The 19,370-nt window shown below is 61.6% G+C and carries 16 protein-coding genes; 8 read left to right on the top strand and 8 right to left on the bottom strand.

All coding sequences use genetic code 11. The features are described from left to right. Window positions 1–9: 9 nt before the first annotated feature. The 3 genes from GFM02_RS17615 to GFM02_RS17605 are packed head-to-tail and all read right to left on the bottom strand — an operon-like array spanning window position 10 to window position 4,325. Complete coding sequence (locus GFM02_RS17615; RefSeq protein ID WP_168269044.1) at window positions 10–1,605, bottom strand: response regulator; 1,596 nt, start codon at window positions 1,603–1,605, stop codon at window positions 10–12. Between the two features lie 4 nt (window positions 1,606–1,609). Next, complete coding sequence (locus tag GFM02_RS17610) at window positions 1,610–2,035, bottom strand: response regulator (RefSeq protein WP_020048458.1); 426 nt, start codon at window positions 2,033–2,035, stop codon at window positions 1,610–1,612. Further along, the gene (locus tag GFM02_RS17605; protein ID WP_205930361.1) at window positions 2,022–4,325 is read right to left on the bottom strand and encodes a sensor histidine kinase; all 2,304 of its coding nucleotides are present in this window, start codon (window positions 4,323–4,325) and stop codon (window positions 2,022–2,024) included. Before GFM02_RS17605 ends, GFM02_RS17610 begins: the two co-directional genes overlap by 14 nt. A gap of 28 nt (window positions 4,326–4,353) precedes the next feature. Here GFM02_RS17605 and GFM02_RS17600 point away from each other — a divergent pair, with 28 nt between their 5' ends. The 3 genes from GFM02_RS17600 (at window position 4,354) to GFM02_RS17590 (ending at window position 6,384) form a co-directional block, all read left to right on the top strand. After that, the gene (locus GFM02_RS17600) at window positions 4,354–4,731 is read left to right on the top strand and encodes a response regulator (RefSeq protein ID WP_168269040.1); all 378 of its coding nucleotides are present in this window, start codon (window positions 4,354–4,356) and stop codon (window positions 4,729–4,731) included. A 481-nt stretch (window positions 4,732–5,212) separates the two neighbouring features. Beyond that, entirely contained in the window at window positions 5,213–5,917 is a 705-nt protein-coding gene (locus tag GFM02_RS17595) for a response regulator transcription factor (RefSeq protein ID WP_168269038.1), read from the top strand. Window positions 5,918–5,946: 29 nt separating this feature from the next. Next, window positions 5,947–6,384, top strand: a complete 438-nt coding sequence (locus GFM02_RS17590) for a response regulator (protein ID WP_003545475.1) — start codon at window positions 5,947–5,949, stop codon at window positions 6,382–6,384. Between the two features lie 104 nt (window positions 6,385–6,488). Here the strand turns inward: GFM02_RS17590 and GFM02_RS17585 are convergent, their stop codons facing one another. The 4 genes from GFM02_RS17585 to ybaL all read right to left on the bottom strand — a co-directional run bounded on the left by GFM02_RS17585 (window position 6,489) and on the right by ybaL (window position 12,243). Next, window positions 6,489–7,196, bottom strand: coding sequence for a sensor histidine kinase (locus GFM02_RS17585; protein ID WP_168322293.1), 708 nt, complete (start codon window positions 7,194–7,196; stop codon window positions 6,489–6,491). A gap of 158 nt (window positions 7,197–7,354) precedes the next feature. After that, window positions 7,355–9,904, bottom strand: a complete 2,550-nt coding sequence (gene secD / locus GFM02_RS17580) for a protein translocase subunit SecD (RefSeq protein ID WP_168322292.1) — start codon at window positions 9,902–9,904, stop codon at window positions 7,355–7,357. An 83-nt stretch (window positions 9,905–9,987) separates the two neighbouring features. Further along, the gene (locus GFM02_RS17575) at window positions 9,988–10,368 is read right to left on the bottom strand and encodes a hypothetical protein (RefSeq protein ID WP_168322291.1); all 381 of its coding nucleotides are present in this window, start codon (window positions 10,366–10,368) and stop codon (window positions 9,988–9,990) included. Window positions 10,369–10,422: 54 nt separating this feature from the next. Further along, window positions 10,423–12,243, bottom strand: a complete 1,821-nt coding sequence (gene ybaL / locus GFM02_RS17570; protein ID WP_168322290.1) for a YbaL family putative K(+) efflux transporter — start codon at window positions 12,241–12,243, stop codon at window positions 10,423–10,425. A 34-nt stretch (window positions 12,244–12,277) separates the two neighbouring features. On the opposite strand from ybaL, the gene GFM02_RS17565 reads away from it, so the two are divergent. Next, window positions 12,278–12,577 carry a helix-turn-helix transcriptional regulator gene (locus tag GFM02_RS17565; RefSeq protein ID WP_168256637.1) on the top strand — a complete coding sequence of 100 codons (300 nt, stop codon included), beginning with the start codon at window positions 12,278–12,280 and terminating at the stop codon, window positions 12,575–12,577. A gap of 82 nt (window positions 12,578–12,659) precedes the next feature. Here GFM02_RS17565 and GFM02_RS17560 read toward each other — a convergent pair whose 3' ends face one another. Beyond that, on the bottom strand, window positions 12,660–14,081 hold the full coding sequence (locus tag GFM02_RS17560) for an ArnT family glycosyltransferase (protein WP_168259412.1): 1,422 nt from the start codon (window positions 14,079–14,081) through the stop codon (window positions 12,660–12,662). Between the two features lie 637 nt (window positions 14,082–14,718). Between GFM02_RS17560 and GFM02_RS17555 the strand changes: the two genes are divergently transcribed. The 4 genes from GFM02_RS17555 to GFM02_RS17540 all read left to right on the top strand — a co-directional run bounded on the left by GFM02_RS17555 (window position 14,719) and on the right by GFM02_RS17540 (window position 19,370). Next, complete coding sequence (locus tag GFM02_RS17555; RefSeq protein WP_168322289.1) at window positions 14,719–16,353, top strand: globin-coupled sensor protein; 1,635 nt, start codon at window positions 14,719–14,721, stop codon at window positions 16,351–16,353. 61 nt (window positions 16,354–16,414) lie between these two features. Further along, window positions 16,415–16,711: an STAS domain-containing protein gene (locus GFM02_RS17550; RefSeq protein WP_168322288.1), complete on the top strand. Its 297-nt coding sequence runs from the start codon at window positions 16,415–16,417 to the stop codon at window positions 16,709–16,711. Then, entirely contained in the window at window positions 16,708–17,073 is a 366-nt protein-coding gene (gene cheY1, locus GFM02_RS17545; protein ID WP_017958972.1) for a chemotaxis response regulator CheY1, read from the top strand. Before GFM02_RS17550 ends, cheY1 begins: the two co-directional genes overlap by 4 nt. 17 nt (window positions 17,074–17,090) lie before the next feature. Beyond that, entirely contained in the window at window positions 17,091–19,370 is a 2,280-nt protein-coding gene (locus GFM02_RS17540) for a chemotaxis protein CheA (protein WP_168322287.1), read from the top strand.

The raw sequence follows: 19,370 nt of genomic DNA, 5'->3' as shown, positions 1-19,370 counted from the left end.
GACCATCGCTTAATTTTGTTCCGCACAAAGCGCAAGCGAATCGCCGCGCTGCAATAACTCCAAATGTTCGACATCTTCGAGCGCCTCTTCCAATTGCTGCAGGGTCGGCGGCTTGACCATATAGGCGCGTGCGCCGAGATTTTTGGCCCGGCGCATGTCGGTCTCGTCGCTCGATGTGCTGAGGATGCAGACGGGAATTCGTTTGAGGCGGGCATCGACGGAAAGCGCATGCAGCACCTCGAAGCCGTCCATGATCGGCATGTTGATGTCGAGCAGCATCAGGTCGATCTGCGGCACATCGGCGATGCCGGCGCGTTCGTCGAGCAGCCGCATCGCCTCGCGTCCGTTGGTGGCGACATGCAGGTTGAAATTGACCTTGTCCCGCCGCATCAGCTTGATCTTCAGAAGCTGGATGTCGGCCGGGCTGTCTTCGACCAGCAGCACTTCGGCGAGCCTGCCCGAACCTTCGCCTGGCTGCTCCGCCGGCCTTGTGCTGTGCGGCACGGCCGATGCGGCTGATGGCGCGGGCCTCGCCTCGGCGAGCGGCACTTCGAGAATGAAGGTGGCGCCGGGTCCATTTTCCGCCTCGCACCAGATCGAGCCGCCATGCATCTGCGCGATGCGGCGGCAGATGGCAAGGCCGAGCCCGGTGCCTTCGATGCCACGCCCGACGAGACGCTTGAACGGCTGGAAGATCAGTTCGCGGTGCTCGGGGTCGATGCCGGGCCCGTTGTCACGCACGGTGAGGCGGCAGGTATCGCCCTGCGCTTCGCCTGTGATGCTGATCTCCGGAACCTTCTGCTCGCAATAGCGGATGGCATTCGACACCAGGTTCTGCAGGAGCTGGGTCAGCAGCGTCGCATCGCCCATGACCTCCGGCAGCGCCCCGCGGATGATGACGGCGCCGCGGCTTTCGGTCTGCTGGCGCAGATTGTCCTCCACCTGGTCGAGCACATTAGAGAGCGAGACCGGCTTGAGCTCCAGCCCGCCGGAGGCCTCGAGCTTGGTGAAGCCCGAGACTTTGACGATCAGATCTTCCATATGGTCGGCGGCGCTGAGCACGTAATCGAGCAATTCCCGGTCTTCGGCCGGAAGCGCTGCAGAACCGTGCAGGATGCGGCTGAAGGATTTGATCGTCCGGAGCGGCTCCTTCAAATCATGAGCCATGGCGCGGGTGAAGATCTCAAGCGATTGCCGCTTCTGCTCCAGCTTCGCTTCCAGCATGCCGTGCATGATGGCGTTCTGAATGCAGCGATGCAGTGTCTCGGGCGAAAGCGCATCCTTCGTCAGATAGTCGCGTGCCCCGCTCTTCATCACCTCGACGGCCACGGTTTCGTTGCCCTGGCCGGTCAGCATGATGACGTTGGCGGCGGGATCATCCTCCAGGATATCGGCAAGAACGCCGAGCCCGTCGCGCCCCGGCAGCGAATAGTCGAGCAGGATGCAGTCTGGCCGTTTCCGGCCGTTCAGCGCACGACCCTCTTCGCCCGTTTCCGCCTCCACGACGGTATAGGCAGTGCTGGAAACGCGGCCCAATATGCGGCGATAGACCTCGAGATCGTCGATGTTGTCGTCGATGATGAGAATGGAGCAGTGTTCCGCCAATCTGTCAGTCCTCGAGTGGCAGGATCGCGATTTCGAACCAGTATTCCTTCAGCCGCTGGATCGCCGCGAAGAGCCCGTCGAGATCCACCGGCTTCTGCACATAGGTATTGGCGCCGAGCGCATAGCAGCCTTCGATGTCACGTTCGTCGTCGGAGGTCGTGAGGATCACCACCGGGATCTTGCGCAAGCCGGCGTTCGACTTGATCGCCTCCAGCGTCTTGCGGCCGTCAAGGCCCGGCATGTTGAGGTCGAGCAGGATCAGCCCCGGTTTCGGTGACATTTCGGCGAGCATGTCGAGCGCTTCCTGACCGGAGGCTGCCCAGCGGATCGAGTTGCGCAGGTTGGTGCGCTTGAAGGCGCGCATCGTCGCTTCGAAATCGTCTTCGCTATCCTCGACGATCAGGATCGGTTGCGTATCACGCTGCTGCATTCTGCCCCTCGCGCTTTTTTCCCAGAGTGAAGTAGAATGTCGTGCCGGTGCCGACCTCGGATTCCAGCCAGATATCGCCATTGTGCCGCCCGATGATCTTGCGAACGAAGGTGAGGCCTGCTCCGGTCCCGTCGTCGGAATCCTGGGACTTTTCCAGCCGTTTGAAAATGCGGAAAATATCCTCGTGGAATTCCTGCGGAATGCCCTTGCCGTTATCCTTAACGAAAAACACGTTGCGGGCAACCGTGCCGTCCTTGCCGACGAACCGGTCAAGGTAGCCGATCGAGACGAGTGGCGCCGGTTTGTCGTTGTATTTGATCGCATTGGTGATGAGATTGCGGAACACCTCGGTCAGCCGTGGCGCGTCGCAAACCACCTCAGGCAGCCGGCCGTCGATGATGACCTTGGCGTGCCGTTCCTCCAGCAGCAACTCCATCGTCGCGACGACATCCTTGACGATCAGGCCGATATCGGTGCGTTTGACCGCCAGCTGCTGGCGCCCGAGCCGGGAGAAATAAAGAAGCTCGTTGACGAGCTTCTCCATGCGCTGGCTGAGACGCACGAGCCGGTTCAGCCGCCGTACGCCGTCCGCATCGAGCTTGTCTTCATAATCCTCCAACAGGAAGCGGGAGTGGTTGTGCAGGCCGCGCAGCGGTTCCTTGAGATCATGCGAGGCGATATAGGCGAATTCATCGAGGTCGTGGTTGCTGCGCTCGAGCTCGGCGGTATAGGCCTCCAGCTGGGAAAGCGTCGTTTTCATCCGTTCTTCCTGCCGGACGCGCTCGCTGATGTCGCGCACGATACCGACGAAGGTTTTCGTATGGCCGGTAACGACGGCGCTGATGGAAACATCGATCGGAAAGACGATGCCGTTCTTGCGTCGTCCGGAGACCGTGCGCGTCGTGCCGATGATGCGCTCCTCGCCGGTCTGCCGGTAATGGGCGAGATAGCCGTCGTGCTCGGAATGGTAGGGTTCGGGCATCAGCATCTTGATGTTCCGGCCGATCGTTTCCTGCTGGGCGTAGCCGAACATGCTTTCAGCCGCCGGATTGAAATTCTTGATTGTTCCACGCTCGTCGATGACGACGACGGCATCAGGCGTGCCGCGCACCAGCGCGCCGAAGCGGACGCGCTCGGTCTCGAGGTTATAGTTGTTGCGCATGAAATAGAAGACGAGGAGCGCGATCAGCCAAAGCGTCGCAGCCGTAATGGTGCGGTTGGCGATCTCCTGCCAGAAACCGGCCTCGTCGTGCTTGACGGCGAAGAAGCCGAGCATCAGGAGCACGGTACAGGCAAAGGCGAAGAAAAGCGGCGCATTTCTGTTGCCGAACCAGAGCGCCGTCAGCACCAGCGGTACATAGAGAATGCCGTTGGCGACACCCAGCGGTGTATAGAGATCGACGAGAAGGCCGGTGAAGCAGACCGCAGCCGGGATCCAGAGTGGGATCTGCGCCCGGTTTGCCGGCTGCATCCACCAGGAGCGGGCGAGAAGCCCGGAGCCGAAGATCACCATGCCGACCGCCGTATGCAGCGCCATCGCCGCATAGGGCCCCCAGCGGTAGCCCTGTTCGGCATCGGTGACATAGCCGGCCAGTGCGATCATGCCGAGCGTGATAGCGACATAGCTCGTCAATTCCTGCACCACCTGGCTTCTCGACCTCTCCACCTGGAGCGAGAGCAGCAGCGAGAGATTGGCGATCAGGAAAACCAGCGCCGTGTTCGGCCCCATGCCGCCGCCGATCTCGGCGATGAAATCCGGCGAAACCAGGAAGCGCGAGATCAACACGTCGACATTGTGAAAACTCCGCCCGATCATGACGATTTCCACGAGCCGGGCGGCGGCGATCGCCGCCGCAAGCCCTGCCGTGATCGCCGCCGTTGCTCGAAAACGGCGCGCGGCGAGTGTGGAAGCGGCAAGCCCCACGCCGGAAAGCACGAAGCAGAGCGCGGTATTGAAGGCCATTGACGGAAAGCCGGGAACCAGCGAAATGACAATCTTGACCTGCAGCAGCCAGCCGGTAAGCGCCGTCACGCCGAGAAGAAACATCAGGCAGCCGACGGCAATCGCAAAGGCTCGGTAGTGCCGCCTTGGCTGGTCCTGCAGGTCCACGTTGCCCTGATCCTGCACCCGTGTGTCCTCCTTCGTTTTGCGCGGCCATCTTTTCCGAAATCGAGGAATACTCAATAGGCAAGGCAGGGCGGCGCCGTGCTTTTTGCGAAGTGATCTGCGATGAGGTATATCGAATAGTGGAACCGCGGTATCGTGATGTCGAAGGACAGCGAGGTTCATTCGAACAATATCCAAATCACGGTGCTGGATGACCACCCTATTTTATGTCGACGACAGCAAGGATGACCTCTTCTATGTCGACTATATGAGCAAAAAGCAGCAGATAGACGTCGATCTATTCTGTTTTTCGACCGCCGAAATGGCACTGGCGGCACTGGAGACGCGCGCGGCGGAAGGCAAGACCTCGCCTGATCTGCTGGTCGCCGATCTCTACATGCCGCTCGATAGCGGCATCGGCCTGATCACTCGGTTGCGCCTGGATGATCGTTTCAAGGCGATGCGGCTTGCTATCTGCAGCGGATCGGATGCTGCCGAGGACCGCGCGCGCTCACTCGATGCCGGCGCCGATGTCTATCTGGAAAAGCCACTTGACCTTGCCACGGTCATTCTCAATCTTGAGATGTAGAAAACGGCGAAAGCCGCATGCCCTATTCCTCCTCACTCGTCCCAACCATTTGACAAACCGCAATTGACAAGGGCGAGGACGCATCACAAGATGCAACCGAAGCGAAGAATATAGAACGCAAAATAAGCGCTGAGAGAACCGATCAACCCGCGTTCGCCGCCACGAACATCAGCCAACCCCTTAGCTGAATGGGTCTATCGGCTCTCTCGCGCTTACGTCTGGCACTGCCTTCTCGCATTCATGGATGTTGAATGCAGGAAGAATACGATACCCAGGTAAGAGCTACTGCCCCTCAGTAAAATCTGCCCGTGCATCACCTGTCGTTTGAGATAATTGATGATTTCCGCCTTACATATCGAAAGTCCCCGTTTTCGATATCTCTCATCAACCGTCTCGCAATTTTTGTAGCTCTTCGCGTTTAAGACGTATATCCCAAGATTTCGGGATTGGAGGCATGGGCGGGAGGAGAGGAAGAGTGGGAATGAACAATGCCCCGGCAATTCCCTTTCATGCCGGACCGGAACTAAGCCGGGCGATCAACCGCACCGATTTTTTCCGTCTGCTGAAATCGGCGGCGCAGCATTACAACTTCGACAATTTCGCGCTGGCCCGCATTTCCGAGGCTTCGGCCCCTTTCGGTGAACGTGATATCGTCATCACCAATGTTGCCGAGCGGCGTGTCGGCCTTTTCATCACGACGTTGAAGGAAGCGCTAGGCACCGTCCGGGCGAAGACCGCCCAGTTCCTGGCAACGCCGGTCCATGGCCGGAACGCACAGCCTGAAGATTATCCGTCCGATCTTGTTTTCAACGAGTTCCTGAGCGGCGTCTTTCTCTTCATCCCGCTTTTCACGCCGGAAGGGCGGCGATATTGCCTCGTCCTCAGCGGCGAGCGCCAGGAGCCGGATCAGAGTGAGATCGCCGACATGCTTCTCGACGCCATGCGTATTTTCGACAAGCTCTACGAGGAAATCCTGACGCCGGAAATGTCCGGACGGCTGACCCAGCGCGAATCGGAAATCGTCAAATGGACGAGCGAAGGCAAGACATCGGCGGAAATCGCGATCATTCTCGGTCTTTCCGAACATACGGTCAATTCGCACATCACCGCGGCCGCGCGCAAACTTGACGCTGTGAACCGCGTTCATATGGTGGCGATCGCCTTGAGGAATGGTTTGGTTTCGTGAAGTTGGTTTCGGATTGGGGAAATGAGACGATGATCACCGAAACGAGCCGAAGGAATGCCGTAAAGGTCCTCTTTGTCGACGACGAATTCATTGAATTCCGCGCGCTCAAGAAGAAGATCGCCGATCTCTCCGAGCCGGCCGTCGAGGTTGAATATTCGCAATCGATCGGTGACGCGCTGGAAAAGATCCGCGCGGCGCGCTTCGATCTCATCCTGCTCGACAATCGCCTTTTGCCCAATGCCGATTTCCGCGACACGGTGCCGGAGCTGCGCGGCATCGGTTATACTGGTCCCATCGGCGTCGTCTCGACCGATATATCGGGCGGCTATTTCCAGGAATTCCCGGATTACGGCGTCGATTTCCGCATCGGCAAGGACGAAATCGATGCCCAGACGCTGCAGCACATCATCCGCGAATATGTGACCTATGACGTCCCGGATTTCTGGAAGGACGATTACAGCATCTAAAGCGCGTCGCGATCTTTCGGATTCGCTTGTCGCGCTTTAGTCTCTGTACTTTCGCAATTCCGGACGCAAAACCGCTGCACATTTTTGCTGGAATTGCTCTAATCTCAGGCAATGGGAAGGCGGATGATGAAGCGACTGCCGCTTTCATCCGAATGTTCGAGGCTGATATCGCCGCCGAGCGCCGTCAGAAACTCCCGCGCCGTGGTCAATCCGAGACCGGCGCCCTGGACCGTTCCCGGCTTCGGCAATTTCCAGAAAGGCTCGAATATCCGCTCCCGGTAGGCGGGATCGATGCCCGCCCCATTGTCGGAAATCCGGAAGAACCAGTCCGTTCCCTCGCGCTCCGCGGCAATGGCCACATGCGGCGCCGCTTCGCTGCGATAAATGAGGGCATTCGTCAGCAAGTGCCGCAGCACCAGACCGAAGAGGGCAGGGTCGGTCCGGATGGAGGGCAGGCCGTTGCTTTCGAGCGTCGCCCCGCCGACCGCCGTCTCGTCGGTCAGTTCGCCCCAGACACTTTCGGCGAGCGCCTGCAGGTCGACCTCTTCAGGCGTCACCTGGGGTGTGCCACCGGCAAGGCTCATCAATGCCTTGGTGAGGCGCTGCGCCGTCTGCGCCTTTTCCATGATCATCCGCAGGCTCTGAAGCTGTTCGCCGTCGAGCGTCTCCTCGAGATCGTCGAGCAGTAGCTCGGCATACATGGCGATATGGCGGAGCGGCGATTGCAGGTCGTGCGAAGCGGTCGCGAGAAAACGCTTGATGCGCTCCTCGCTGTCTCCGGCAAAAGTGGGTTTCGTCGGGTAAGATGACATCTGGCGGTTTCCCCGATCTTTTTACAGCGCCGCGCATCTTTTCGGACGCGCGAAGGACGCTGTAACTCCTTGAAATGGCAAATAATGCAGTAGCCGACAATAGAAAGAGGGCGCCGGCTCTGCAACCGGCGCCCTATCAAGGATGCGTTAACGGGATTTTAGCTCGCGGATTTGCGCGGGCGACCCTGTTCCGGCGGAATGATCTCGACTGCCTCATCGGTTGCCGGTGCCGCCTTGGCATGGCGGCGGCGCCAGTCGCCGAGGAAGAGCAGGATGGGTGCCGCGATGAAGATCGACGAGGCGCCGGCCACGAGAATGCCGAAGACCATCGGAATCGCGAAGCTCGAGACCGCGCTGCCGCCCCAGATCGCCATCGGCACCAGCGCGAGGAAGGCCGTCGCATTGGTGTAAAGGCTTCGCGCCAGCGTCTCGTTGATCGACTTGTCGATGATCTCGCGCAGCGGCATCGACTTGTAGAGCCGCATGTTTTCGCGCATGCGGTCATAGACGACGACCTTGTCGTTCACCGAGTAGCCGACAAGCGTCAGGATGGCGGCGATCGCTGTTAGGTTGAAGTCGAGGCCGGTGATCGCGAAGAAGCCGATCGCCTTGGTGACGTCGAGCACCAGCGTGACGATGGCGCCGACGGCGAACGGCCATTCGAACCGCACCCAGATATAGATGAGCATTGCAAAGCTTGCGATCACCACCGACAGGATGCCGGCCCAGGCAAGCTCGCCGCTGACCTTCGGGCCGATGACGTCGGTGCCTTCGACGGTGGCGGTTGGATCGATCTTGGCGACTTCGGCCTTCAGCTTGGTCACCGCCGCGGTCTGCGCTTCTTCGCCGCCTTCCTGCCGCTGGGCGCGAACGAGAATGCTATTGTTGTCGCCGAAGGACTGCAGCGTGATTTCGCCGAGGCCGAGACTATCAAGACCTTCGCGGAACTTCGCAAGATCGGCCGTGCCCTGGGTCTTGACGGCCATCTGGATGCCGCCGCGGAAATCGACGCCGTAGTTGAGACCGGGATGAATGAAGAGCACGACGGAGGCAATCGATAGCAGCGCCGAGACGGTGACGCCGAAGAAGCGGGCCTTCATGAACTCGATGTGCTTGTCATAGGGGCTGAACGGGATTAGCGGCCGGATATTCAGCACTTTGAGTTTCTGGCGGCGGGTGATCTCGATCATCGCGACACGCACGAAGGCGACCGAGGTGAACATCGAGATGATCAGGCCGAGCGCCATGGTCACGGCAAAGCCGCGAACCGGCCCGGAGCCGAACCAGAACAGGATGGCCGCGGCGATCAGCGCCGTCATGTTGCCGTCGATGATGGTCGAATAGGCGCGGCGGAAGCCGGTATCGATGGCGGCGAAGGCGCTCTTGCCCTTGCGCGTTTCCTCGCGGATGCGCTCGTTGATGAGAACGTTGGCGTCGACCGCAAGGCCGATGCCAAGAACGACACCGGCAATGCCCGGCAGCGTCAGTGTCGCACCAACCAGCGTCAGCGCCGAGAAGGTCAGGATCGTGTGGATCAACAGCGCGATATTCGCCAGGAAACCCCAGGTTCCGTAGAGCACGAAGATGAAGAGCGCGACGAGAGCAAAGCCGACGATGCCGGAATAAATGCCCATCTTGATGGCGTCGGCGCCAAGATCGGCTCCGACGGTGCGTTCTTCGATGACTGTCAGCTTGGCGGGCAGGGCGCCGGCGCGCAGCATGGCGGCCAGCGTCGTGGCGCTGTCGGCCGAGAAACTACCGGAGATCTGGCCCGAGCCGCCGGTGATCGGCTCGCGGATGACGGGCGCGCTCAGCACCTTGTTGTCGAGGACGATGGCGAAGGGATTGCCGACGTTCTGGCGGGTGATCTCGGCAAAGCGGGTGGCGCCGGCGCTGTCGAAGCGAAAGCTGACAATCGGCTCACGCGTATTCGGATCGAAGCTGACGCGGGCATCCGAAAGGCGGTCGCCGGAGATTTCGACGCGGTCGAGAACCGGATAGGACCTGCCCTCATCATCGTTCAGCATGGTCACACCGGGTCCGGGCGCATTGTTCGGCGACAGCATGTGGAACGACATCTTGGCGGTGGAGCCGAGAAGTTCGCGCAGGCGCGACGGATCCTGCGCGCCCGGAAGCTGGACGAGCACGCGGTTGGCGCCGATGCGCTGAATGGTCGGCTCGGAAACGCCGACCTGGTCGACACGCTGGCGGATGACTTCAAGGCTCTGCTGGACGGCGTTGTCGACATTGGCGGAGATGCCAGCCCGCGAGAAGCCGACGGTAATGGTCGCTCCGTTCGCCGTGACATCAAGATCCGCCTGGCCGGCGCTGAGGCCGGTGCTGATCGGGTTGGCAAGCGTCTTGAGTTCGGTGACGGCAGCATCGCTCTGCGCGGCATCGGCGAGCGTCACGACGATCTGGTTCTGGCTGCGGATCACGGCTTTCGGCTGGATGCCCTTCTCGCGCAGCACGCGGCGCGCGTCCTGAAGCAGCGATTGCAGCCGCTCCTTGGTGAGGTCGGCTTCGTCGACTTCCAGAACGAGGTGCGAACCGCCGCGAAGGTCGAGGCCGAGCGACACTTGCTCATGCGGCAGCCAGGCCGGCACGCGCTGGAGGACGGATTGCGGCAGGACGTTCGGCAGGGCGATCAATAGGCCGAGTAGGATGATCACCGTATAGGTGAGCACCAGCCATGGTGAAGTACGCATGTTGTATTCCTTGATATCGAGGGCCGGCGCTCGGGCGCTGGCGGCATGTCGTCAATGGTCGGAAGCGCCGATCGGCGCGAGCGTCAGGCAGCGACCGGCGGTGCGCGCGGCTGATGGGTCCTGGAGACTGCGGCATGAAGCGAAGCTTCAAATGCCGGAAAAGGGGCGGCAGTGGTCCAGCCGGAAAAATCGACGGCCGGGGCGGCGGCCAGGGCAAGCGGTCCGGCGTCATGCGCCGCCTGCTTCGGTGCAAGCTTGCGTTCAGTGGCGAGCAACCCGCGCACGGCATCGCGCGCAGTCAGCTGCGGCGGCTGCGGATCCCGATCGGAAGAGGAAAGCGTATTGGCGGCGGCGACCGGCGAGATCACCAGATTGCCGCCGAAAAGCAGGCCGAGATAGGCAAGGACGGCGACGAGGAGGGAAGCGGCGATACGGCCCGTCAGACGGCGCTGGTCCAGCTCCATCTTCTCCGTCCCGGCGATGTCACTCCCGTATCGGCTCAAAAGCGCGCCAATCTCTCATTCTCTTTCCGGCGGAGGGTCATCCGTCGGCATAATTGTATCAGGCCCATGCCCGTCTTCATAGGGCACACTCTCATGATGCACTTGCGCGAGCCGGTCAACCATGCCCAGCGCGATTTCACGCTCGCCCATGATGACCGTGTCGGCGCCATATTGCTTCAGCTCATCGACCTCGGCGTCGGAATGGGCGCGGGCGACGATGAGGATCGAGGGATTGACGCTGCGCGCCTGCTCGATGATGCGGCAGGCTTCGAAGGCGTTCGGGATGGCGATGGCAATGCTGCGGGCGCCAGAGAGATTGGCAAGGTCGAGCGTTTCCCGCATCACCGCATTGCCCGACAGAGTTTCGATACCCTGCGCCTTCAGCTCGCCGATGCGCTTGTCGGAGTCCTCGATGACGAGAAAAGGTGTGGCTGACGACTTGAGATTCTGTCCGACGATGCTGCCAACCCGCCCGTAGCCGACGAGAATGGCGTGGCCGCTGAGAGCGGTCGGGTGCACCTCGTCGTCTTCGGGCAGCATCTCCTCCTGCGCTGCTATCGCATCCGCAACGGGAGCAGGGTCTGCCACGACGTCTTCGCGCTTTGCGCCATCCAGCAGCGGCCGCATGCGGTCGCAGAGGAAGAACAGCAGCGGATTGAGGATGATCGAGATGATGGCGCCGGCAAGGATCAGATCGCGGCCCTCCTCCGGCAGCAGGCCTAGTTCGACGCCGAGGGCGGCGAGGATGAAGGAGAATTCGCCGATCTGGCCGAGGCTTGCCGAAATCGTCAGCGCCGTGCCGAGCGGCTTCTTGAAGGCGAGCACGATCAGGAAGGCGGCGACGGACTTGCCGATGACGATGATGAAGATGGTGGCGAGGATCGGCAGCGGCTTGTCGATCAGGATGTTCGGATCGAACAGCATGCCGACCGAGACGAAGAACAGCACGGCAAAGGCGTCGCGCAACGGCAGGCTTTCCTGCGCGGCGCGATGGCTGAGCTCGCTTTCGGCAAGCACCATGCCGGCAAAGAAGGCGCCGAGCGCCAGCGACACGCCGAAGAGCTTCGCCGCTCCGAAGGCGACGCCGAGCGCGATCGCCAGCACGCCGAGCCGGAAGAGTTCGCGCGAACCGGTATGGGCGATGCGGTGCATCGTCCAGGGAATGAGCTTGCGGCCGAAAACCAGCATCAGCGCCACGAACAATGCCACCTTCACCAGCGTCATGGCGATTATGCCGCCGATGCCGAGATCGAGGCCGAACAGGCTGCTCAGCGCGGCCGAGAGCGGCTCGACGGGAGCGTGACCCTCACCGCCGATGCTGGCTGCGGCCGGGATCAGAACCAGCGCCAGCACCATGGCGAGATCCTCGACGATCAGCCAGCCGACGGCGATCCTGCCGCGCTCGGTTTCGACCAGGCGCCGCTCCTGCAGCGCCTTCAGGAGCACGACGGTGGAGGCGACTGAAAGCGCCAGGCCGAAGACCAGGCTGCCGCCGGTCGACCAGCCCATGAAGGCGCCGAGCCCCCAGCCGAGCAATGTCGCGAAAGCGATCTGCACGATCGCCCCGGGCACGGCGATGCCGCGCACCGACAGCAGGTCTTTCAGGGAGAAATGCAGCCCGACGCCGAACATCAGCAGGATGACGCCGATTTCGGCAAGCTCCGGGGCAAGGCTCTGATCCGCCACATAACCCGGCGTATGTGGCCCCACGAGCACGCCGGCGATCAGATAACCGACGAGCGGCGGCATCCGCAGCCGATGGGCGAAGGCCCCAAAGATGAAAGCCAGCACGATGCCGCCGACGATTGTCGAAATCAAGGGTGTATCGTGTGGCATCCTTGTCTCCCGATCTGGAAATCCCGTCTGTAATATGACATATATGGTCTATATCGACCAATATGGGCAGCTTGAAATCATGGGTCAAGGCGCAAGGGAAACAATTCTCACCCCCGCTCTCTGCCGCGCGGCGCGGGGCCTTCTGGACTGGACCCAGACGGAGCTTGCCGAGAAGGCCGCCGTCTCGCGCAGCACCATCCGCGATTACGAGGGTCGGCACCACGACATCCATCGCGCGACGGAGGCGCAGCTGCGCCTCGCCTTCGAGGAAGGCGGCGTCAAATTCGTGGAGATCGAAGGGAAGGGCACCGGCCTCTGCCTGCCCACTGCATAAAATGATGCAGCAATTCAAAGTGTTACTGGGTCGCACCTCTGAAAAGAGGCTTGGCGCTGTCGTCGGGGCAAGCTGAACATGCTCAGGGCGCCAGGCAGGTGGCAGAGACCTTGTAGATGGAAAGCGTCTTGCCCTTGTAGTTGCCCTCCGTCGGCAGCCAGTTCTTCAGCACTTCGGGCGTCTCGGTGGCGCAGGTGAAGGCCCCGTCCGTCAGGAAAAGCACCTTGCCGGTGATGTCGGCAGGCAAAGCGAATTCCTGCTCGTAGTAGCTTTCCGGAAGGCCGGCGGGCGCCCGTGCATAGATCCTGTAGGGTGCATCGCGGAGCGTATAGAAAAGATCGGCGACCATATCGCGATTGTCGGTGACGATGATGTTCGTGCCGGACTGAGTTGCGAGTGCGGCGGCCTCGCGGCTGACCTCGGCGCGGCCGAGATAGCGCTTCATCAGCGCGTCGCCGTTCGGCAGCAGCAGTTGATGCGGAAAGATTGTCGCCAGAGGAAAGAGCAGGCTGGCGATGCCGTTGATGGTCAGCGACAGCCTGAGCCCCTTCGGCCACTTCAGGTAAAGCAGCCAGACGGCAAGGATGGTGCCGGCAACATAGGCGGTCACCGCCCAGTTGGCGTAAGCCTTGGCGACCGTTGCCTGCAGCGTGATCAGCAGCACTACCGGCATCGACAGCCAGACCAGCATCTTTTCCCGATCGTCGCTCTTGCCCCTGATCATGCGGTACACCGCCCAGAGCATCGCAAAGAAGATGATCGGCCCGACAACGCCGAACTGGGCGGCGAAGAATTCAAGCCCGCGACGGAGATTGATCCCGAGTTCGCTCCAATGGGCGATGTCCTGCGTATGCCGCACCGTCGTGTTGTCGTGCTGCAGGTTCCACCAGAGGTTCGGCAGGGCGACGACCGCCGCGACCGCGACCGCGATGATGAAATCGCGAATGGCGATGCGCGCCGCCGGAATGAGGAGGAGGGCAATCGCGCCGCCCGGAACGACGAATAGCACGGCATATTTCGTCAGGAAGGCGAGGCCGACGCCAAGGCCCATGACCAGCGCCAGCCCGACCGAGCGCCGCTGCGTCAAGCCAAAATAGGCAAGCAGGGCGATCGCGATGAAAAACAGCAGAATCACGTCGGTCGAGAAGAACACCGAAGAAAGCGCCACACCGGGGAGCGTGATGTAGGTGGCGCCCGTCCAGCCTTCGATCTCCGGCCCGACGAAACGTTTTGCCGTCTTCATCAATACCAGTGCCGCGGCCATGTGGATCAGCGGTCCGAGCAGCCTGATCCAATAGATGGCGTTGGAGCCGGAAAGCTCGGTCATCGCCCGGATTACCCACGCAATCATCGGCGGCTTGGAATAATAGCCGAGGTCGAGGTTTTGTGACCAGAACCAGTACTGCGCCTCGTCGACGAAAAGATCCGTCGCATCGAAATTGAGCGTGACGACGCGCCAGAGCGTGAAGCCAAGAACGATGAGGAGACCAGATCTGGGGGACATGAACCGATAGTTCCGCTGACATGAAAGGCGCGAGTGCGATACACCAAAGGCGCCGGACTGCCAACGGGCAAGGGTGGAGATTGCGACGCGCTTTAGAACACCCGAAGGGCGCGGATATCGCGGTTTGCGGCGAGGGAATCGAGGCGGGCGACGGCTGCAAGCAGCGTCATTGCAATCAAGCAGGCACCCAATCCGAGAACAATCATTGCTCTGTCCTTGTCGACGTCATGTCTTGGTTATCGACCGGCATATAACACGGAGCTTGCGTGTGCCTTGTAGCAGCCATGCAACTCCGCAACAGTATTTGCTGCGAACGGCCTTGAATTGCTTCAAAAGCCTGCACGGCGAAAGGCTTATTAACCTTCAGGCAAGGAATTAACCATAAACATTGATGTACACGTCGGAATGGGAAGATGCACTCGTTCCCACCAGGCATGACGCCGTCCCGCCGTACCGGGTTGATCCGGTATCCATCTCTTCAGACAGCTCCGAAACATAGCTGATCAGGGGGTTTCGATCCGCCGGTTGTAACCGGTGGTGAGAACCGTCTCCACGCTTCGCGTTCAACGGATGCTGCGCAAGTTTTTGGCCGGGCCTTCGCCCGGAAAGTGGTTGGGGACAGGCGTTGAGGCAGGACATGCCATCAGATCAGGCTCGTGGAGCGCAGGCAGGCAGCTTGCGCGACCGCCTGCGCTTTGCCGGTCTCGATGCCGACCAGTGCGAGCTGGTGCGCCGCAACCGGACGGCGCTTGAAGCGCATCTGAAGGCAGGCCTCAGGGATCTCTTCCACAGGTTCCAGTCATTCCCCGACGCCTCGCGCAATTTCGAGAGCGAGCGCCAGGTCGAGCGCCTGCACGATCTGCAATCCTCGCATTGGGACGTGCTGACGGATGCGCGGTTCGACAGCCTCTATGCCGAGCGCGTCAAGGTTCTCTCCGATACCGAAAGCAAGATGGGCCTCGACCCGCGCTGGCACGTCGCCGGCCATGGCGTTATGCTGGAACATGTCGTTTCCGGTCTCGCCGAAGAGATCGCCGGCCGTCCGCTGCTGCCGTCGGCCAAGCGTCGCACCCGCGAAATCTCCGATCTGATGACAGCGATCATCCGCATCGTCATGGTCGATGTGGAAATTGCCGTCTCGCTCCGCTTCAATGCGCTGCGCGCCGCCCAGAGCCGCGCGCTCGCCGATCAGCGCGCCGACAACGAGGCCGAGATCATCAGGATCTTCGGCGATGTCATCGAAGGTCTTTCCGCACGCGACCTGACGCGGCGCGCCCCCATCGACGGTGACGGCGCTCATGCCGGGATCGCCGCCGCGCTGAACGGCGCGTTGGATGGCCTCCAGGCCGAGTTTACCACTATTACCGAGCGCACGACCAAGGCCGAAGCGGAGACAGGCTCGCTTGCCGGTCTGTCGCGGCAGTTCGCCGGCACGGCTTCCGGCCAGGCCGACCGGCTGCAGCTTTCCGCCGCTGCCCTTGCCGGCATCGCCGGCAGTGTCCGGAATGGCGCCGCCGACAGCCGCGCTGCCGAACAGGCGGCCGCCTCGACGCGCGCCGCCGTTGAGGAAAGCGGTGAGGTCGTCGGCCGCGCGATCAGCGCCATGGCCGACATCGAGCAGTCGGCCGAAAAGATCGGCCAGATCATCGGTGCGATCGACGAGATTGCCTTCCAGACCAATCTTCTGGCGCTGAATGCCGGCATCGAGGCCGCTCGCGCCGGCGATTCCGGCCGCGGCTTTGCCGTCGTCGCCCAGGAAGTCCGCGCCCTTGCCCAGCGTTCGGCCGAAGCCGCCCGCGAGATCAAGACCCTGGTGACGACGACCAAGGCGCAGGTCGATGCCGGCGTGCAGATGGTCGGGCGCACACAGGATTCGATCGGCAGCATCGTGCGTCAGGTCACCGACATCAACGCCGCCATATCAGGCATCGCCACCCGAACCGGCGAACATGCCGCAAGCCTCGACAGCGTGACAGCCGACGTCAAGGGCCTGGGTAGCGAGGTGGCCGACAGCGCCGACCTTGCGGAGCGCTCGACCGAAGGCGCCGACCACCTCCACACCGTCATTCTCGAGCTCGGCCAGACGATTCGCGAATTCCGCATCGCCCGGGAAAACGCCACCGCCGGGCGCCCGGCGCCGGTGCGCGTGACACCGCCGCGCGCCCTTGAGGGCGCTACCCGCCCGGCACCGGTCGTGGACGAATACGAAAATGACGATTTTGGCCTTCCGCAAGCGTTCGCAAACGTCGGAGGTGGGCGGAATGTTTACTAACCTATCGGATGATTGCCTCAGCTCGTCTTCGGGCCGGGGATAAGGGGATAAGGAAAAGCTGATGGCAGCAAAGAAGAGTGGCAAGACGCTGGACTTGACGGCGGTGCTCGACCTCAACGAGGCTTCCGCCTTGCGCGATAAACTCCTCTCTCTCCGGGGCAGCGGTCTTTCGATAGACGCTTCCGGCGTCGAACGGATCGGTGCTCTTTGCGCCCAGGTTCTGATGTCCGCCGAGAAGACCTGGGAGCAGGACAAGCAGCCGTTCACCTTCTCCAAGGTGTCCGACGCATTTCACAAAACCATGCAGCTGGTTGGCGTCAATATTGACCACCTGCTTGCCAAGGAGATTCGGCAATGAAGAAAAAAGTGCTGACCGTGGATGATTCCCGCACCATCCGAAACATGCTTCTCGTGACGCTGAACAATGCCGGCTTCGAGACGATCCAAGCGGAAGACGGCATCGAGGGCCTCGAGATCCTCGAAGAGTCCAATCCTGACGTCATCGTGACCGACATCAACATGCCGCGCCTCGACGGTTTCGGCTTCATCGAAGGTGTCCGCCGCAACGAGAAATATCGGGCGATCCCGATCCTGGTTCTGACCACCGAAAGCGACGCGGAAAAGAAGAACCGCGCCCGCCAGGCTGGTGCCACGGGCTGGATCGTCAAGCCTTTCGACCCGGCCAAGCTGATCGATGCCATTGAGCGTGTAACCGCTTAAACCCAGGATTTGCTCCTATGGATATGAACGAAATCAAAGAGATCTTTTTCCAGGAGTGCGAGGAACAGCTCGCCGAGTTGGAATCCGGTCTTCTGAAATTGAATGATGGCGATCGCGATCCGGAAACCGTCAATGCGGTGTTCCGTGCCGTGCATTCGATCAAGGGTGGCGCCGGCGCCTTCGGCCTTGACGATCTGGTCGCCTTCGCCCATGTCTTCGAGACCACTCTCGATTGCGTTCGATCCAACAAGCTTGAGCCGAGCCAGGATGTCCTGAAGGTGATGCTGAAGTCGGCCGACGTGCTCGCCGACCTGACGAATGCTGCACGCGACGGCGGAAGCGTCGATGAAAGCCGCAGCCGCGGCCTCGTCAAGGAGCTCGAGGCGCTGGCCAACGGCGAATTGCCGTCTCCCTCTGCGTCAGCCGAGGCGCCTGCGCCGAAGACCGCCGCAAGAGTTGCTCCGGCCGCTCCGGCGCCGACCTCCAAGCCGACTGACGACAGCGGCTTCCAGCCGGTCCCCTTTTCCTTCGACGATTTTGGCGGCGAAGACGATGCGGGCGGCATGCCGACCTATGAAGTCATCTTCAAGCCGCGCTACGAACTCTATTCAAAGGGCAATGACGCCACCCTGCTGCTGCGTGATCTCTCGCGCCTGGGTGAAATGACGATCTATTGCAATACGGATGACTTGCCGGGCCTCGAGGAACTCGACCCGGAAGGCGCTTATTTCTTCTGGAACGTCACGATCAAGACGGACAAGGGCGAGGACGCCATCCGCACCGTCTTCGAATTCGCCGAGTGGGATTGCGAGCTGACGGTCAAGCCGGTCGAAGAAGCAAGGGCCGGCGCCACCAGCAACGACGAACTGCCGATGGTGCCGGTTCCCTTCGATCTGTCGATCCTGGACGAAACGGGCGCAATGGAAGAAGTTTCCGCCTCGGACGCGCGGGAGACGGCCGCAGCCGTTGCTGCCGCCGAGACTGCCTCCAACGTCACGCAGATGGTCGCCGCCCGCGTCGAGAAGAAGGAATCGGCAGCCGCCGCAGCGGCCGCAGCAAGTGCCGCCGCCCAGAACAATGCCGCCGGCGCCGGCCAGACGATCCGCGTCGATCTCGACCGTGTCGACCGCCTCATCAACCTCGTCGGCGAATTGGTCATCAACCAGGCGATGCTGTCGCAGAGCGTCATCGAGAACGACACGACCGGCACCTCTTCGATCAATATGGGCCTCGAGGAGTTGCAGCAGCTCACCCGCGAGATCCAGGACTCGGTCATGGCCATCCGCGCGCAGCCGGTGAAGCCGGTCTTCCAGCGCATGTCGCGTATCGTTCGCGAAATCGCCGACATGACCGGCAAGTCGATCCGCCTGATCACCGAGGGTGAAAACACCGAAGTCGACAAGACGGTGATCGACAAGCTCGCCGAACCGCTGACCCACATGATCCGCAATGCCGTCGACCACGGCATCGAAACGCCCGAAAAGCGCGCAGCCGCCGGCAAGAACACCGAAGGCACCGTCCGCCTGACCGCCAAGCATCGTTCGGGACGCATCCTGATCGAGCTTGCCGACGACGGCGCCGGCATCAACCGCGAGAAGGTCCGCCAGAAGGCGATCGACAACGACCTCATCCCGGCCGATTCCAACCTGTCGGACGAAGAAATCGACAACCTGATCTTCCTGCCGGGCTTCTCGACGGCCGACAAGATCTCCGACATCTCCGGCCGCGGCGTCGGCATGGACGTCGTCAAGCGCTCGATCCAGGCGCTCGGCGGCCGCATCAACATCACCTCGAAGCCGGGTCACGGCTCGGTCTTCACCATGAGCCTGCCGCTGACGCTCGCCGTCCTCGACGGCATGGTGGTCACCGTCGCCGGCCAGACGCTGGTCGTGCCGTTGACGGCGATCGTCGAAACCCTGCAGCCGGAAGCGGCCGCGATCCACTCCTTCGGTGCGAACCACCGGTTGATCTCGATCCGCAACAGCTTCTGCCCGCTGGTCGATGTCGGCCGCATCCTGAACTTCCGCGCTACCCAGGCCAATCCGGTCGAGGGCGTGGCGCTTCTGGTGGAATCCGAAGGCGGCGGCCAGCGCGCCCTGATGGTCGACGCCATCCAGGGTCAGCGCCAGGTGGTCATCAAGAGCCTGGAAGCGAACTACACCCATGTGCCGGGCATTGCCGCCGCCACCATCCTCGGTGACGGGCGCGTCGCTCTCATCCTCGATGTCGACGCGGTCGTCGGTGCCTCGCGCGGCCAGTCGCTCAAAGCGGAAATGTCGTTAGCAGCGGTGGGATAA

This window comes from Rhizobium leguminosarum bv. viciae (assembly GCF_012276115.1).
In the GTDB taxonomy this organism is placed as follows: domain Bacteria; phylum Pseudomonadota; class Alphaproteobacteria; order Rhizobiales; family Rhizobiaceae; genus Rhizobium; species Rhizobium leguminosarum_T.
Note: the sequence above shows the minus strand (reverse complement) of the source record. Positions and strands in the feature narration are given on the sequence as shown.